18 protein-coding genes are annotated in these 16,271 nt (G+C 67.3%); 6 read left to right on the top strand and 12 right to left on the bottom strand.

Annotated features, from left to right (window positions below):
• Positions 1-3 precede the first annotated feature (3 nt).
• Both NYR58_RS09550 and NYR58_RS09545 read right to left on the bottom strand, forming a co-directional pair.
• Positions 4-270: an exodeoxyribonuclease VII small subunit gene (locus NYR58_RS09550; RefSeq protein ID WP_261520353.1), complete on the bottom strand. Its 267-nt coding sequence runs from the start codon at positions 268-270 to the stop codon at positions 4-6.
• A 3-nt stretch (positions 271-273) separates the two neighbouring features.
• Positions 274-1,200 carry a histone deacetylase family protein gene (locus NYR58_RS09545; protein WP_261520352.1) on the bottom strand — a complete coding sequence of 309 codons (927 nt, stop codon included), beginning with the start codon at positions 1,198-1,200 and terminating at the stop codon, positions 274-276.
• Between the two features lie 152 nt (positions 1,201-1,352).
• Between NYR58_RS09545 and NYR58_RS09540 the strand changes: the two genes are divergently transcribed.
• Positions 1,353-2,648 carry a GGDEF domain-containing protein gene (locus tag NYR58_RS09540; RefSeq protein ID WP_261520351.1) on the top strand — a complete coding sequence of 432 codons (1,296 nt, stop codon included), beginning with the start codon at positions 1,353-1,355 and terminating at the stop codon, positions 2,646-2,648.
• A 129-nt stretch (positions 2,649-2,777) separates the two neighbouring features.
• On the opposite strand, the gene ribB is transcribed toward NYR58_RS09540, so the two are convergent.
• On the bottom strand, positions 2,778-3,887 hold the full coding sequence (gene ribB / locus NYR58_RS09535; protein WP_261520350.1) for a 3,4-dihydroxy-2-butanone-4-phosphate synthase: 1,110 nt from the start codon (positions 3,885-3,887) through the stop codon (positions 2,778-2,780).
• A gap of 108 nt (positions 3,888-3,995) precedes the next feature.
• Positions 3,996-5,096: a chorismate synthase gene (aroC, locus tag NYR58_RS09530; protein WP_261520349.1), complete on the bottom strand. Its 1,101-nt coding sequence runs from the start codon at positions 5,094-5,096 to the stop codon at positions 3,996-3,998.
• Positions 5,097-5,261: 165 nt separating this feature from the next.
• Here aroC and NYR58_RS09525 point away from each other — a divergent pair, with 165 nt between their 5' ends.
• Positions 5,262-5,510, top strand: a complete 249-nt coding sequence (locus NYR58_RS09525) for a DUF1344 domain-containing protein (RefSeq protein WP_261520348.1) — start codon at positions 5,262-5,264, stop codon at positions 5,508-5,510.
• Between the two features lie 16 nt (positions 5,511-5,526).
• Here the strand turns inward: NYR58_RS09525 and NYR58_RS09520 are convergent, their stop codons facing one another.
• From NYR58_RS09520 to NYR58_RS09510, 3 genes are all read right to left on the bottom strand, one after another.
• Entirely contained in the window at positions 5,527-6,114 is a 588-nt protein-coding gene (locus NYR58_RS09520; RefSeq protein ID WP_261520347.1) for a histidine phosphatase family protein, read from the bottom strand.
• A 41-nt stretch (positions 6,115-6,155) separates the two neighbouring features.
• Positions 6,156-6,974: an enoyl-ACP reductase FabI gene (fabI, locus tag NYR58_RS09515; protein ID WP_261520345.1), complete on the bottom strand. Its 819-nt coding sequence runs from the start codon at positions 6,972-6,974 to the stop codon at positions 6,156-6,158.
• 97 nt (positions 6,975-7,071) lie between these two features.
• Positions 7,072-8,007, bottom strand: a complete 936-nt coding sequence (locus tag NYR58_RS09510) for a J domain-containing protein (protein ID WP_261520344.1) — start codon at positions 8,005-8,007, stop codon at positions 7,072-7,074.
• 212 nt (positions 8,008-8,219) lie between these two features.
• On the opposite strand from NYR58_RS09510, the gene pdxH reads away from it, so the two are divergent.
• Positions 8,220-8,834, top strand: coding sequence for a pyridoxamine 5'-phosphate oxidase (gene pdxH / locus NYR58_RS09505; protein WP_261520488.1), 615 nt, complete (start codon positions 8,220-8,222; stop codon positions 8,832-8,834).
• Here the strand turns inward: pdxH and NYR58_RS09500 are convergent.
• Positions 8,825-9,595, bottom strand: coding sequence for a crotonase/enoyl-CoA hydratase family protein (locus NYR58_RS09500; RefSeq protein WP_261520343.1), 771 nt, complete (start codon positions 9,593-9,595; stop codon positions 8,825-8,827). The two genes, pdxH and NYR58_RS09500, sit on opposite strands and share 10 nt — an antisense overlap.
• Entirely contained in the window at positions 9,592-11,373 is a 1,782-nt protein-coding gene (locus tag NYR58_RS09495) for an acyl-CoA dehydrogenase (RefSeq protein ID WP_261520342.1), read from the bottom strand. Before NYR58_RS09495 ends, NYR58_RS09500 begins: the two co-directional genes overlap by 4 nt.
• Positions 11,374-11,553: 180 nt before the next feature.
• Between NYR58_RS09495 and NYR58_RS09490 the strand changes: the two genes are divergently transcribed.
• Complete coding sequence (locus NYR58_RS09490; protein ID WP_261520341.1) at positions 11,554-11,775, top strand: hypothetical protein; 222 nt, start codon at positions 11,554-11,556, stop codon at positions 11,773-11,775.
• Between the two features lie 121 nt (positions 11,776-11,896).
• Here the strand turns inward: NYR58_RS09490 and purD are convergent, their stop codons facing one another.
• Complete coding sequence (gene purD, locus NYR58_RS09485) at positions 11,897-13,180, bottom strand: phosphoribosylamine--glycine ligase (protein ID WP_261520487.1); 1,284 nt, start codon at positions 13,178-13,180, stop codon at positions 11,897-11,899.
• A 139-nt stretch (positions 13,181-13,319) separates the two neighbouring features.
• Positions 13,320-13,691 (bottom strand): winged helix-turn-helix transcriptional regulator, encoded by a 372-nt coding sequence (locus NYR58_RS09480; RefSeq protein ID WP_261520340.1) that lies wholly within the window; start codon positions 13,689-13,691, stop codon positions 13,320-13,322.
• A gap of 108 nt (positions 13,692-13,799) precedes the next feature.
• Between NYR58_RS09480 and NYR58_RS09475 the strand changes: the two genes are divergently transcribed.
• Positions 13,800-14,504, top strand: coding sequence for a glutathione S-transferase family protein (locus tag NYR58_RS09475; RefSeq protein WP_261520339.1), 705 nt, complete (start codon positions 13,800-13,802; stop codon positions 14,502-14,504).
• Positions 14,505-14,662: 158 nt separating this feature from the next.
• Complete coding sequence (gene ubiA, locus NYR58_RS09470) at positions 14,663-15,646, top strand: 4-hydroxybenzoate octaprenyltransferase (RefSeq protein ID WP_261520337.1); 984 nt, start codon at positions 14,663-14,665, stop codon at positions 15,644-15,646.
• Here the strand turns inward: ubiA and NYR58_RS09465 are convergent, their stop codons facing one another.
• Entirely contained in the window at positions 15,647-16,207 is a 561-nt protein-coding gene (locus NYR58_RS09465) for a DUF6101 family protein (RefSeq protein WP_261520335.1), read from the bottom strand.
• Positions 16,208-16,271: the final 64 nt, after the last annotated feature.

The following is a 16,271-nucleotide window of genomic DNA, read 5'->3' as shown; positions in this document are numbered from 1 at the left end:
GCTTTACTGCGGGTCGAGCGGTTCGGTGCCGGCCGGCGCGCCCTCGCGGGACAGGCGGATCTTCTCCACCTTGTCCTCCGCCGCCTTGAGCAGACGGTCGCAATGCGCCTTCAGCGCCTCGCCGCGCTCGTAGATGCGGATGGACTGCTCAAGCGGCACGTCGCCGCGCTCCAGGTCGTTGACGATGTTCTCCAATGCCTCCAGCGCCTGCTCGAAGGTCATGCTCTTGATGTCGTCGTTGGCCGCTTTCTTGTCGGCGTCGGCGTTCATCCCTTACCCTTTCATCAAGCGCCCGACATGGGCGGCGACGGAAAGCGCCAGCCCCTCAAGGTCGTAACCGCCTTCCAGGAGGCTGACAAGCCGGTTGTCGGCCAGACGGCCGGCATACTCCATCAACCGGGCCGTCGCCCAGGCAAAATCCTCTTCGTTCAGCGCGAGTTCGGCAAGGGGGTCGCGATGATGAGCATCGAATCCCGCCGAAATGATGATGAGATCCGGGCGGAATGCGTCAAGGCGCGGCAGGATCTTCCCGCCGAAAGCCTCGCGAAAGACCGCGCCGTCCGAACCGGGCGCCAGAGGCACGTTGAGGATGTTGCCCGCTCCGGTCTCGGAGGCAGCCCCGGTGCCCGGATAGAGCGGCATCTGATGGGTCGAGCAGTAAAGCACGGAGGGGTCTTCCCAGAAGATGTCCTGCGTGCCGTTGCCGTGATGCACGTCCCAGTCGACGATGGCCACGCGCTCGGCGCCGTGCGCCTTCTGGGCGTGGCGGGCGGCGATCGCCGCATTGTTGAACAGGCAGAAGCCCATCGCCCTGTCCCGTTCGGCGTGGTGGCCGGGCGGACGCACGGCGGCAAAGGCATTGTCGGCGCGCCCCTCGAACACATCGTCCACCGCGGCCGTGGCGGCGCCGACGGCCCTCAGTGCGGCCTGCCAGCTTCCCGGGCTGACGGAGGTATCGGCGTCGATGCGCGCCAGCCCTTCGGCGGGAATGGCCTCGCGGATGCGACGGGCATAGGATTCGGGATGGGCCAGGAGCACCATGTCCTCTCCGGCAAGCGGCGCCTCGCGCCGCTCAAGCGGCGCAAAGACATCGTGCGCCAGCACCTTTTCGATGGCGCGCAGCCGGTCCGGCCGCTCCGGGTGGCCCGGCGGCGTGACATGCTCCAGAAAGGCGGGGTGGGTATAGAGACGCGTGGCCATGCCCCGATATAGGCGCTCGCGCGGCGTTTGGCCACGGGCGGGCGAAGGCGGCGGCAGACCGTCAACAGGATTGGACCCCTGCTACCATATCGGCTATCAAGCTCGAACGTGCCGGCTGGGCGCGAATAAGCGGAAACGGGGCGGGGCCTGCAATGGAGACATTCAATCTCTTCATGTTCGGCCTCGACGCCGTGATCTACTTCACGATCATGGTCAGCTTCCTGCATTTCCGCTACAGGCTTGGCCTCGGCGTCTTCCTCACCGCCCTTGGCGTCATGCATTTCATGGAGACCTACCTCGCAGCGGTCTTCTATGTGCCACTGCCGTTCGGCATCGTCTCGCCCGGCTCCTCGATCTTCTTCGCCGGCAAGCTGATGATGATCCTGCTTCTCTACATGAAGGAGGATGCCGCCACCGTGCGCATGCCGATCTACGGCCTGTTTCTCGGCAACATCCTGACGGTCGGCGTCGCCGCCATCCTGCAGCTTCACATCCCGGTGGAAATCGCCCCGGGGCGCGTGGCCGATCTTACCTTCATGCGGGAGATGGGCTGGCTGATGGTATGGGGCACGGCGCTGCTTTATCTCGATTCCCTCGGCATCATCCTGCTTTACGAGCGTCTCGGCCAGTTCATGAAGCACTGGACGGCGCTGCGCTTCTTCCTGTGCGGCGCGGTGATGCTCACCTTCGACCAGATCGGCTTCTATACCGCGCTGCGGTTCTTCCTCGGCGCGCCCATCGAGGTCTTCTGGGGCGGCTGGATCGCCAAGATGTTCGCCGCCGGTCTGTACTCGGTGCTGTTCGCGGCCTATCAGCGCCTGGCCACGAAGGGGGATGGCGCGCCGCATTCCGGCCGCTCGCTGGGCGACATCTTCAACGACCTGACGTTCCGCGAGCGCTATGAGGACCTGCTGGCGCGCACGGGCAAGGACTTCCTGACCGGCGCCTTCGATCGCAGCCGGCTGGAGATCGAGGGACCGCGTCTCGTCCACGACAGCGCCAGGAAGGGCGAAACGGCAAGCCTCATCATCCTCGACGCCGACCACTTCAAGGCCATCAACGACCGCTTCGGCCACATGCAGGGCGATGCCACGCTCAAGGAAATCGCGCGCATCATGCGCCACGAATGCCGCTCGATCGACCTTTTGTTCCGCTATGGCGGCGAGGAGTTCGTCGTGCTGTGCCCGGGCCTGGCCCACGGCGATGCCTGCGCCCTGGCAGAGCGGCTGCGGCGCAAGATCGCCGGCGCCGTGCGCACCCCGGACACCCAGCCCGTTACCGCCTGTCTCGGCGTGGCCACGCTCGGCGAGGACGGGCAGGACTTCAAGGGCATGCTGTCGGTGGCCGATGCCCGTCTCTACCGCGCCAAGAAGCAGGGCCGCAACCGCACCGTCGGCGCCATCGACAGAAGCGATGGGAGCGGGCTGCAGACTCCGGCCCAGGCATAGAGGCCTTTGGCGCTCCGGGCGCAGCGGCTGGACCGGTCCATCGTTTCATTGAAGCGCTGATCCGGTCCATCTCTTTGTTTTTGCCGTATTTGTGCGACGCCAGATGATTCCATCTGGCTGCAAAATGCCCTAGCCGCCGCTGCCCATGATCTGGGTGTCGACGATCTCGATGCCAAAGCCTTCGAGCCCCACATAGTGGCGCTCGCGGGAGGCCATGAGCCTAATGGAGGTGATGCCGAGATCCTTGAGGATCTGCGCTCCGAGCCCCACCTCGCGCCATTCGCTCTCGCGCCGCATGGCCTCGGCATGGCTCTCGGCCTCCTCGCCGCGGTGGCGGCGCGGCTGATGGGCCACACCCAGGGAGCCCTCGCGCAGATAGACGAGCACGCCGCGACCCATCGCCCCCATGGACTTCATCACCTCGTGCAGCCGATACTCGGTTCCGAAAACATCGGCCATCACATCCTCGGTGTGCAGGCGCACCGGCACGCCCTCCCCGTCGCGGATGTCGCCGAAGACCACCGCCACATGCTGCATCGCCTCCCACGGAAGGGTGTAGGCATGGGCGCGGGCGGGGCCGCCCGGCGTTTCGATGTCGAAGCTCGCCACCCGCTCCACCAGCCGCTCCTGGCGCTGGCGGTAGGCAATGAGATCGGCCACCGAGACCTGCTTGAGACCGTGCGTCTCGGCAAAGGCGGCCACCTGCGGCCCGCGCATCACCGTGCCGTCATCGTTCACCAGCTCGCAGATCACGCCGATGGGCGGCAGGCCGGCAAGCTTGCATAGATCGACCGCCGCTTCCGTGTGCCCGGACCGCATCAGAACGCCGCCCTCGCGGGCGACCAGCGGAAAGATGTGACCCGGTCGCACGAAGTCAGCGCTGCCGGCATTGGGATTGGCCAGGTTGCGCACTGTCAGCGTGCGGTCCTCGGCGGAAATGCCGGTGGTGGTGCCATGCCGGAAATCGACGCTGACGGTGAAGGCCGTGTGATGCGGCGCGTCGTTCTCGGCCACCATGGGCGCCAGGTTGAGCCGGCGCGCCTCCTCCCGCGGCATGGGCGCGCAGACGATGCCGGAGGTGTGGCGCACGATGAAGGCCATCTTCTCCGGCGTCGCATGAACCGCCGCGAGAATCAGATCGCCCTCGTTCTCGCGCCCGTCGTCGTCCGTTACCACCACGATCTCGCCGCGCTCGAAGGCGCGAAGGGCATCGACGACTTTTTTCTGATCATAGGGCATGTGCGTTCCTTAGCGAATGGCGAGTAGGGCGCAGCGAGCGGGGAGAATCAGGCCCGCAGCCATTCTGTTTTCGTGCAGCAAACTCACTGTTCGCACCTCCCTATTCGCTCAAATCCGGCCCGTCTGGCCTCTGTGCCGCAGATAATGGTCGGCGATGATGCAGGCAAGCATGGCCTCGCCGATGGGCACCGCGCGAATGCCGACACAGGGGTCGTGGCGGCCCTTGGTGACCACCTCGACCTCCGCGCCGCTCCTGTCGACCGAGCGCCGGGGGGTGAGGATGGAGGAGGTCGGCTTTACGGCGAAGCGCGCCACCACCGGCTGGCCGGTGGAAATGCCGCCCAGCACGCCACCGGCATTGTTGGAAAGAAAGACCGGCCTGCCGTCGGGGCCGGCGCGCATCTCGTCGGCATTCTGCTCGCCGGTGATGCGCGCGGCCGCAAAGCCGTTGCCGATCTCCACCCCCTTCACCGCGTTGATGGACATCAGCGCGCTGCAGATGTCCTGGTCGAGCTTGCCGTAGATCGGCGCGCCGAGGCCCGCCGGCACGCCCTCGGCCACCACCTCGATCACCGCGCCCACGGAGGAGCCGTTCTTGCGAATCGAATCGAGATACTCGGCGAAGACCGGAACGGACTGCGAATCCGGGGTGAAGAACGGATTGTCGGGGTGATTGACAAAATCCCAGTCCCAGTTGGCGCGGTCGATCTCCTTCTCGCCCATGGAGACCAGCGCGCCGCGCACCTTCAATCCCGGCACCACCTTGCGGGCAAGGGCGCCGGCGGCCACCCGCATCGCCGTCTCGCGGGCGGAGGATCGCCCGCCGCCACGATGGTCGCGCAGACCGTATTTCGCCTCGTAGGCGTAGTCGGCATGGCCGGGGCGGTAGCGCTGTGCGATCGCGCCATAGTCCTTGGAGCGCTGGTCGACATTCTCGATCAGCATGGAGATCGGCGTGCCGGTGGTCACCAGTGTCTCGCCATCCTCCTCGGGCAGGACGCCGGAAAGGATCTGCACCTGGTCGGGTTCGCGGCGCTGGGTGACGAAGCGCGAGCGGCCAGGGCGCCGGCGGTCAAGCTCGGCCTGGATCTCGGCGCGCATGAAGCGGATGCCCGGCGGGCAGCCGTCGACGACACAGCCGATCGCCGGTCCGTGGCTCTCGCCCCAGGTGGTGACGCGGAAAAGATGACCGAAGGTATTGTGAGACATTGTGCATTTCCCTGCGCGCGGGCCCACCGCTTCTATTTGCCTTTTCAGGCGTGGTCAAACGCTTGCAAAGGACCAGTTTTGACACAATTGCCGGTTCTATCTTGCAAAGAACGCCGCAAAGCCGTCATAGGTTCTTGCCAGTGCGTCGATCATGAGGTTCCGCCCATGCGCATACCCGCAGCCCTGCTTTGCCTGGTTCTCCTCGCCGCGCCGGCGCTTGCCGCCGACACCGAGGGCACCATAGCCGCCATCGACACCGAAAGCATGACGATCACGCTCGAAGACGGCGCCACATACAAGCTGCCGCCCGAAATGGACGTGTCTGCCATCGCCGATGGCATGGAGGTGGTGATCGCCTACCGCGTCAACGAGAACGGCGAACGGCAGATCACCGACATGTTCCTGCCGGAGTAGGTGCCGGCCGGGGATCCTACAGCCATTCGAGCTTGCCGTCCGCGATGCGCAGGATCCGGTCCTGCGGGATGCTGAGTTCGCACGCCTTCTCGGGCGGCAGGTCGCCCAGCCAGTAGAACAGGGTGCGCATGACGCCGCCATGGGTAACGCAGACGGTGGGACACTCCACCTCGTCGAGCCAGGAGCGGACACGCCCGGCCAGAATCTCGTAGCTTTCCGCCTCGCGGCCCGGCGGCAGAAAGTGCCACTTGCGGCGTGCGCGCTCCTGCGTGCAGCCGGGCTGATGGGCTTCGAGCTCGGCATAGGTGAAGCCCTGCCAGTCGCCGAAATGCACCTCCTTCAGCCGCGCATCGGTGCGAAAGCCCTGCGGGACAAGGCCAAGCTGGGTGCGCACGCGCTGCATGGTCTCCACCGTGCGGCGCATCGGGCTGGCGACGAAATCGAAGATGCCGGGGTCTTTGATGAGCGCGGCAAGGCGGCGTCCGTTGCGCTCGGCCTGCGCGCGGCCACGCGCGTTGATGTCCGTATCGGCCTGTCCCTGCAAGCGCCCTTCGACGTTCCAGTCGGTCTCGCCGTGCCGGAGGATATAGAGAAGCGGCAACACGAAATGCCCCCTTGCCGGGGCGCGGCACGCCCCCTTGCCTGTCAGTCCTTGACCACGGAGATATCCGGCGCGTCGACCGCCTTCATGCCGACGACGTGATAGCCCGAATCGACGTGCAGCACCTCGCCGGTCACGCCGCGCGCCAGATGCGAGAGCAGATAGAGGGCGGTATCCCCCACCTCCTCGATGGTAACGACGCGCTTGAGCGGCGCGTTGTACTCGTTCCAGCGCAGGATGTAGCGGAAATCGCCGATGCCGGAGGCGGCAAGCGTCTTGATCGGGCCGGCGGAGATGGCGTTGATACGGATGTTCCTGCCGCCCAGATCGACGGCGAGATAGCGCACGCTGGCCTCCAGCGCCGCCTTGGCGACGCCCATCACGTTGTAGTGCGGCATCACCTTCTCGGCGCCGTAATAGGTCATGGTGAGGATGGAGCCGCCATCGCGCATCAGCGGCTCTGCACGCCTGGCCACCGCCGTCAGCGAGTAGACGGAGATGTCCATGCTGCGCAGGAAATTCTCGCGCGTGGTGTCGATATAGCGCCCGGTCAGCTCGTCCTTGTCCGAATAGGCAATGGCATGGACGAGAAAATCGAGCTTGCCCCAGCGCTTCCCGATCTCGGCGAAGACCGCGTCGACGGTCTCCGGTTCGGTCACGTCGCAATGGCCGGCCACGATGGCGCCGAGCTCGGCGGCCAGCGGTTCGACCCGCTTCTTCAGCGCATCGCCCTGATAGGTGAGCGCCAGCTCGGCCCCTTCGGCTGCACAGGCCTTGGCGATGCCCCAGGCAATCGAACGGTTGTTGGCGACACCAAGGATAAGCCCGCGCTTGCCGGCCATCAGGCCGTTACCACCTGCCATGGACGATTCTCCGATCTTGTTGCGGCGAACGCCCTATCGCACAGCGGCTGCGAAGCATCAAGCGCGCAACGAAGCTGCCCATGACGATGCCCCCGGCCTACTGTCCGACCTTGCCCTCGCGAAACAGCGCCTCCAGCGCCGCATCGCCGCCCTCGGGCAGCATGATGCGCACATGGGCGTAGAGATCGCCATGGCCGCCGCCCTTGAGCGGCAGGCCGCGCCCCTTCAGCCGCAGGGTGCGGTCGGAACTCGACCAGGGCGGCACACGCACCGCCACCTTGCCGCTTGGCGTCTCCACCGCCACCTTGGCGCCGAGAACGGCGTCGCGCAGGCTCACCGGAAGATCGACATGCAGGTCGCGGCCCTCCACCCGGTAGCGCTTGTGCGGGCGCAGCTTGAGCGTCACCAGCGCATCGCCACGCCCGCCGAAGGGTGTCTCGGCCCCCTGCCCGCGCAGGCGGATGGTCTGCCCGTCCTCGACATATTCCGGCAGCTTGACGGCAATGCGCCGGCCGTCGGGAAGGGCCACCGTGACCTTGGCGGCCGTGGCGACCTCCTCGACGCTGACGGGAAGCGTGACCTTCAGCTCGCCGCCCTCCTGCGGGCGCGCCGTGCGGGCGCCGCGCCGCTCCTCGCCGCGCGAGAAGGCATGGCCGAAGATCTCGGAAAAGATGTCGGCGCCGGAGAACGGATCGCCGCCCATGCCCGAGGAACGAAACTCGAAATGAGCGCGGCCGGGACCGCCGCCGGCACGCCGGAAGCCCGCGAAGGGGTCGCCATGGGCACCGCCCTCGAAGCCATGGAAGCGCGGCTTGCCCGCGGCGTCGATCTCGCCATTGTCGAAGGCGCGGCGCTTTTCCTCGTCTCCGAGGATCTCATAGGCCTGGCCGATTTCGGCAAAGCGCTCCTTGGCCCGCGGGTCGTCCGGCCGCTGGTCGGGATGGTATTTCTTGGCCAGGCGGCGATAGGCCGCCTTGATGTCTTTTGCCGAGGCGCCCTTCGGCACACCCAGCACATCATAAGGATTCTTCATCGTCAGCCTTGTCCAAGGAAAGGACCTGGATCGTCAACCGGCGGTTTGCCCGTTCTTCCGGTTGCGCCCGTTATATGCGTATCGCGGCGGCGAAATTCCACCCCATGGGCGGCTGCGGCGGTTTTGCAGGGCCAAACGAACCGGCAACCTGCCCCCTTGCATGATCCTGCGCAAACGGCATGCTTGCCTCGACAGAGACAGCGGGCAGGACGATGGCAGACAAGGCGTTGAACGAAGCGGACTTCACTGAAAGCGACGATCCCTTCGCCCTTTTCGGGCGGTGGCTGGCAGAGGCCGAGCGCAGCGAGCCCAACGACCCCAATGCCACGGCGCTCGCCACGGTGGATGCGGACGGCATGCCCAATGTGCGCATGGTGCTGCTCAAGGGCTTCGACGAGCGCGGCTTCGTCTTCTACACCAACCTGGAAAGCGCCAAGGGGCGCGAGATTCTGGGCTCCATGAAGGCGGCCATGTGCTTCCACTGGAAGAGCCTGCGCCGCCAGGTGCGGGTGCGCGGTCCCGTGGAGCGGGTGAGCGACGAGGAGGCGGACGCCTATTTCGCCTCGCGCCCGCGCGGCAGCCGCATCGGCGCATGGGCGTCCAAGCAGTCGCGGCCGCTGGAAAGCCGCTTTGCGCTGGAAAAGGCGGTGGCCGAATACACCGCCCGATACGCCGTCGGCACGATCCCGCGGCCGGACTACTGGACGGGCCTGCGCATCAGGCCGGCGAGCATCGAGTTCTGGCACGACAGGCCCTTCCGCCTGCACGACCGGGTGGTGTTCTCCCGCAAGGGCGAGGGTTGGGAGAAGACCAGGCTCTATCCCTGAGCTGCGTCGCTGCGCTTCCTGTTCATGAAGGCGGTGAAGGCGGCGCGCGCTTCCTGCGATTTCAGCCGTTCGCGGAAAAGGCCGCCCTCCTCGCGGATGCGCGCCAACACCTCCTCGCGCGGGCCGCGAAGAAGCTCGCGCGTGATCCGCAGCGCCTCGGCGGGCTTGGCGGCCAGCGTCCGGGCCGTCGCGAGGGCCGTCGGCTCCAGCGCCTCGGCGGCGACGACGCGGTGGATCAGGCCGGCCTGGCAGGCGGCCTGCGCTTCCAGCCCCTCGCCCATCGCCAGCAGCGCGAAGGCGCGCTGCGGTCCGAGCACGCGGGGGCCGAGCAGGCTGGAGCCGGCTTCCGGCACAAGGCCCAGATCCACGAAGGGCGTGCGGAAGACGGTTTGCGGCGTGGCGAATGTCAGGTCGCAGTGCAGATGCATGGTGGCGCCAATGCCCACGGCGATGCCATCGGCCGCGGAGACAAGCGGCTTGCGGCAGCCGGCCAGCGCCACCAGGAAGTCGAACACCTCCTCCGCGCCGTCCCGGGCGCCGGTGGCGACGGCCAGGAAGTCGGCCAGGTCGTTGCCGGCGGAAAAGGCGCCGGGCACGCCCAGGATGAGATGGCAGCGCACCGCCTCGTCCGCGTCGCCCTGCCTCAGGGCGGCCGCCATGGCGGCATACATGGCGCGGGTGATGGCGTTCTTCTTCTCCGGCCGGTTGAGACGGATGAGCTGCACCGCCTCGCGGCGCTCGACCAGGATATGCTCGCTCATCGCCCGTGCTCCGAAAGGTCGCCGGCGGCGGTCAGCAGGCTTTGCGCGCCCTCCGTCACCGCCTGCTTCAGCGCCGCCGTCTCGGGCAGGTGGTTCTCGGCGAGATAGCGCACGAGGCGCGCCCTCGCGCCATCGCCCGCCGCCAGCGCGCCGCGCGTCAGCATGGCAGCCCCCGCCGCCAGCGCGAAAAGGCGCAGATAAGGGGTGGCGCCCGCGAGCGCGGCTTCCGTCTCGCCCTCGTCGAGAAGGCGCAGCAGATGCTCGCTTGCCTCCTCCAGATCGTCGAGTGCACGGGCAAGGCGGGCGCCCGTGGCGCCGAGCCCGGCCATGTTGGCGCCGCGCGCCGCCTCCGCGTCGCGGCGCAGCTCGCCGATGAAACCCCGCACATGCGCCCCATCTGCCTGCGGCAGCTTGCGCGTTACAAGGTCGATGGCCTGGATGCCGTTGGTGCCTTCGTAGATGGGTGCGATGCGCGCATCGCGCAGGAGCGCGGCCGCCCCCGTCTCCTCGATATAGCCCATGCCGCCATGCACCTGCAGGCCGAGCGAGGCCACCTCGACGCCGACATCGGTGGGGAACGCCTTGGCAAGCGGGGTGAGCAGATTGGCCCGCATCTGCCAGTGGGTGGCCTCATCGCCACCCGAAAGCCGCGCCATGTCGATGGCGTGCGCGCAGGAATAGGCAATGGCGCGGGCCGCCTGCGTCATGGCCTGCATGGTCATGAGCGTGCGCTGGATGTCCGGGTGCGCGACGATGGGCGACATCTCGTCCCCCTTCGCCCCCGGTGCGCGGCCCTGGCGGCGTTCGCGCGCATAGGCCAGCGCTTTCTGGCAGGCCGCCTCGGCCACCGCCACGCCCTGAATGCCGACGGCAAGGCGGGCGTTGTTCATCATGGTGAACATGCAGGCGAGGCCGCGGTTCTCCTCGCCTACCAGCCAGCCGATGGCCCCCGGCGCCTCGCCGAAACGGCCGTCGCCATAGATCATGGTACAGGTGGGTGAGCCGTGAATGCCCATCTTGTGCTCGATGGAGGCGCAGAAGACATCGTTGCGCGGGCCCGGCGTACCGTCCTCGCGGACCAGGAACTTGGGCACCAGGAACAGCGAGATGCCCCTGGTGCCGGGCGGCGCGTCCGGCAGGCGGGCGAGCACCAGATGCACGATGTTCTCGGTAAAGTCATGCTCGCCATAGGTGATGAAAATCTTCTGGCCGAAAAGGCGATAGGTGCCGTCAGGTGCCCGCTCGGCGCGGGTCTTGAGGGCGCCGAGGTCGGAACCCGCCTGCGGCTCGGTCAGGTTCATCGTGGCCATCCACTCGCCGGAGACGAGCTTCTCCAGATAGACCCTCTTCAGCTCCTCGCTCGCATGCCTTTCCAGCGCCTCGATGGCGCCGATGGTCAGTGTCGGACCGATGGCGAAGGCCATGGCGCCGGAGTTCCACATCTCCAGCGTGGCGATGGCCAGCATGGCAGGCAGGCCCTGCCCGCCCCAGCGCTCCGGCGCGGAAAGGGCGTTCCAGCCGCCCTCGCGCCATTTCCGGTAGAGCTCCGGCCAGCCGGGCGGCGTGGTGACGACGCCATCCCGAAGCCGTGCGCCTTCCTTGTCGCCGATGCGGGCGAGCGGAGCGATCTCCTCGGCGGCGAAACGGCCGGCCTCCGTCAGGATGGCTTCCACCAGGTCGGGCGAAAGATCGCCGGCCAGACCGGATTCGATAAGCCGGTCAAGCCCTGCGACATGGGTCAGCGTGTGGACGATCTCCTCGACGGGCGCACGATACATGCCTGGCCTCCTCCGATTTGCGGCGCTTGCAGGGCGAGCCTAGCCGCAGCCTGCCCGCGCCGCCAGCCTCGCCCTGCCCGCACCGATAATTTCTTTTTACGTAAACGTCAAATGAAGGTTGCTTGAATCGCGACCCCCGGAAGGTTAGGGAATGCCTTCCGCTTTCAGGAGGCAGGTGCCATGCTCGCGCGGCCCGAAAGACATCGTTGCATCGAGTGCGGGAAGGCCATGGGCATGCCCGGCTTCACCTATCACCAGGGCCGCATCGAAAACGGTCCCGCCTACTGGTGCGATCGCGGCATTCTCTGCTCGATCGAATGCTCGCTTGCGCATCATGAAAGACGGCGGGCGGAAGGCACCCTGTCCCCCCACCCGGCACCGGACCCCTTCGAGGACGAGTAGCCGGCCGCTCGACCGGTTCATCGTTTCATTGAAACGCTGATCCGGTCCATCTCTTCGTTTTTGCCGCATTTGTGCGATGCTAGATGATTCCATCTGGCTGCAAAATGCCTCTCTTATGACTTTAGCGGCCCGCCGCCTCCCGCCCGATCGCGCGCCAGCCGATGTCGCGGCGACAGAAGCCCTCGGGCCAGTCGATGCGGTCGACGGCGCGATAGGCGGCGTCGCGGGCGGCGGTCACGCTGGCGCCGAGCGCCGTCACGTTGAGCACGCGCCCGCCATTGGCGATCAGGCGGCCTTCGCGCAGCGCCGTCCCGGCGTGGAAGATTTCCACGCCCTCCTGCGCCCCCGCCGCCTCGACGCCGGCAATCGCGCTGCCCTTCTCCGGGGTGGCGGGATAGCCCCTTGCGGCGAGCACCACGGTGAGCGCCGCCTCCTCGCGCCAGCGCGCCGACATGCGGGCAAGCTGCCCGTCCACAGCGCCCTTCATGAGCGCCAGAAGATCGTCCTTCAACCGCGGCATCAGCACCTGGCATTCGGGGTCGCCGAAGCGCACATTGTATTCGATGAGGCTCGGGCCGTCGGCGGTGATCATCAACCCCGCATAGAGCACGCCGGTGAAAGGCGCCCCCATTTCGGCCATGCCCTTGAGCGTCGGCTCGATGATCTCGCGCATGCAGCGCTCCACCATCGCCGCATCCATCACCGGTGCCGGCGAATAGGCGCCCATGCCGCCGGTGTTGGGGCCGGTGTCGCCTTCGCCCACGCGCTTGTGGTCCTGGGCCGTGCCGAAGGGCAGCGCGGTGCGTCCGTCGCACAGGCAGAAGAAGCTTGCTTCCTCGCCCTCCAGATATTCCTCGATCACCACCTCCGCACCCGATTCGCCGAAAGCGCCGGAGAAGCATTCGTCTATGGCGGCGAGCGCCGCTTCCTCGCTGAAGGCGATGGTCACGCCCTTGCCGGCGGCAAGGCCGTCGGCCTTCACCACGATGGGGACGCCGACGCTCTCGACATAGGCTCTGGCCTGGGCGGCATCGCGGAAGCGCGCATAGGCGGCGGTGGGGATGGCGTAGCGGCGGCACAGATCCTTGGTGAAGCCCTTGGAGCCCTCCAGCCTTGCCGCCGCCGCCGTCGGCCCGAAGACCGGAATGGCTGCGGCGGCGAGATCGTCGGCAAGCCCCGCCACCAGCGGCGCCTCCGGGCCCACCACCACGAGGTCGATGCCGTGACCGCGGCAGAAGGCAACCACCGCCTGATGATCGGTCACGTCGAGCGCCACGCACTCGGCATGCCGCGCAATGCCGGGATTGCCCGGCGCGGCATACAGCTTCCCGAGCAGCGGCGAGGCGGCGATCTTCCAGGCCAGCGCATGCTCGCGCCCGCCCGAACCGATGAGGAGTACCTTCATGTCGTTCAAAGCCCTGCTGTTCCTGGGCATGGGCTATGGGCGAAACGGGCCGAGGTCAAGCTGTCGTCGACGGTTTTGGGGGGACAGCGCCTGTCCATGGGCGCGGACGGCAGGACGGTGGTGCACGGCTGTGCATCCCTCACCCGGCCACCCTCTTCGGTGCCTTCGTGCCTGCGGCTTCGTCCGCCTCGCTGGCGCGTGCGGTATCCGTGGCTTCCCACCAGTCCCCCAGGGCGTCGATCAGCGGAACGAGGCGGTGGCCGGCCGGCGTCAGATCGTATTCGACACGCAGCGGATAGCCGTCGAACTCCGTGCGCTGCACGATGCCTGCCTCCTCCAGCTTGCGGAGTTCCGCGGAGAGCATCTTGTGCGAGATCGTGGGATTGTCGCGGCGCAGGTCGCTGAAACGCTTCGTCCCCTCCTTCAGATAATAGATCAGCAGCGTGGGCCAGCGACCGCTCAGAACCTGCATGACCTCCTCGATGGGGCAGCGGGAGACAAGGTCTTTCATCGACGCCTCGTGGTTACAAAAAGGTGCGTAATTTACTTGCGCGAACGCGCGAGTAGGGTTCCGGCTTCGCTGCGCAGCGTGATCGTCAGAAATCACGGAGACCAATTGATGGAACCGATCCTACTTTACGGCTTCCCGGCGGGAAGCTCCATGGGGCTCGTCGCTGCCCTCGAATGGCTGGGCAAGCCTTACCGGCTCTGCCGGGTCGACATGCTGGGCGAGATGCGCCGTCCATCCTATGCCCGCATCAACCCGCGGCACGAGACGCCGGCTCTCATAACCGACGAGGGCCGCAGCTTGACCGAGACCATGGCCATCGCCGCCTGGCTCGAAGCAAGAGACGTCGAGCGACGGATCAGCTTCGACCCTCATTCCGCAGAAGCCGACCGGATGCATCAGTTGATGGCGTTCGTGAACACCGGCTTCGTCGGCGCGTTCAGTCCACTCTGGGCCGCGATGGAGATGGAACCGCCAAACCCGGCGATGCAGTCGGCGCTGCGGGAATGGGGACGGGAACGCGTCATCGAACGCCATGACAAGCTGGAGGCCATGATCGGCGATACACCCTTTCTCGTCGGCGACCGGCCGACCCTCGCCGACGGCATCCTGATCGGCGTCGCGCGATGGCTCGACTACCACGCCATCGCCGGCAAGGACCGATGGCCCAGGCTGGCAGCCCTGCGCCAGCGGCTGGAGGCCGATCCGGCGGTGATCCGTGCGACGGCGCTGGAGGAAGGAAAAGAGCATGCCGGCACGGGCGCCTGCCTGGGGCACGTGCCGCTTGCGGAGGTGATCGAGCGGTTCGGCGCCTGAAAGCCATGAGCGCGGCCCGGCGGTGGCACGCCGGGCCGCGCGGCAACGGGCAGAAGCCGGGACGGCAGCGGGAGATCGTCCGGGCCTCGGATCATCACTTGACGCCGCGCGTCTGCCTTGCCACTCCACGGGAGGACAAAGCGGCAAGAGGCAGGATCATGGACATCATCCAGTCGCGGCAGGCGCAGGGCCGGGTGGCCGATGCACCGTCGAGCCATTGGGTCTATCGCCTCCTGCCGCGCGCGGCCTGGCCCTATGCGCAGCTTGCCCGCTGGGACCGGCCGATCGGCTGGAAGCTGCTCCTGTGGCCGTGCTGGTGGTCGCTGGCCATGGCGGCCAGCGCCGGGGCGGAGCCGGGCGCGCCGCTTGGCCAGGTGCTGCCGTCGCCCTGGCTGCTGGCCCTGTTTCTGGTCGGCGCGGTGGCCATGCGCGGGGCGGGCTGCACCTACAACGATCTGGTGGATCAGGAGATCGACGAGGCGGTGGAACGCACGCGCTCCAGGCCCCTGCCTTCCGGGCAGGTGACGCGGCGCCAGGCATGGGCCTTTCTCCTCGCGCAGGCGCTCCTCGGCCTTGCGGTGCTCGTGCAGTTCAACGGCTTTGCCATCCTGCTGGGCTGCGCTTCGCTGCTGGTGGTGGCCGTCTATCCCTTCGCGAAGAGATTCACCGACTGGCCGCAACTCTTTCTGGGGCTTGCCTTTTCGTGGGGGGCGCTGCTCGGCTGGGCAGCGCATTTCGGCTCGCTCGCGCTGGCGCCCTTCCTGCTCTATTGCGGCTCCATCCTTTGGGTGATCGGCTACGACACCATCTATGCCCACCAGGACAAGGAGGACGATGCCATTGTCGGGGTGCGTTCCACCGCGCGGCTGTTCGGCGCGCGGACGAAGGCATGGCTGGTCGGCCTCTACGGCGCTGCGCTTCTGTTCTTTGCCGTCGCTTTCGCCCATGCCGGCGTGCCCATGCCGGCGCTGGCCGGGCTGGTGGCGGCCGGGGCGCACATGGCGCGCCAGGTGCGCACGCTGGACATCGACGATCCCGACCAGTGCCTGGCGCTGTTCAAGTCCAACAGCATGGTGGGCTGGCTGATCTTCCTCGGCCTCCTGGGCGGCGGCGTCTGGGCAACCATCAGCCCGTATTTCTGATCATTCGGGCGCGACAAGCTCCTCGCCGTTCACCACCAGCCGCAGGCCCAGCCGGCCCGGCTTGCGACGGACAAGGAAGCGCGGGCGCCTGCGGCGCGCCGCGTGGCCCTGGCGGCGCGCCCTGGGCGGCTCCACCCGCACCTGGCCGATCGTTTCCTCCAGCGGGCGGGCCACGCCATCGGCTTCCACCAGCAGCATGGGCAGGCGATAGGCGGCGGCCCAGGCGCGCCAGTCGGCCGCCACGTCGTCGAGGTCATCGGCCACCAGAAGCGGCACGCACAGCATGGGATCGGCGTGCAGAAGTTCCAGCGTCACCGTCACCTGCCCGTCTTCCTCCACCGCGCGCGCGGCCACCCCGCGAAAGGCATTGGGCGGCAGGGCGAAGGTGACGGGAAGATGGCTCCTGTCCAGCAGCCGGCGCATGCGCACGCCGCGCCCGGTGATGGTGAACGTCACCTCTCCCCGGTCGTCATGGGTTGCATAGGAAACCGATTGGGGCAGGCGGAACGGGTCGAGCCGCATCTGGCGGCCCGCCCATACCGGCTTGAGACCACATGTCATCTTCTTGCCTTCCTGTTGCTCCTGAGAGCCGGTTTTCCGGTTCTCTCCGGGCCGCTTTGCGCGA

The organism is Chelativorans intermedius, from assembly GCF_025398255.1.
Taxonomy (GTDB): Bacteria; Pseudomonadota; Alphaproteobacteria; order Rhizobiales; family Rhizobiaceae; genus Chelativorans; species Chelativorans intermedius.
The sequence above is the reverse complement of the archived record's forward strand: the minus strand, read 5'-3'. Positions and strand labels throughout refer to the sequence as shown.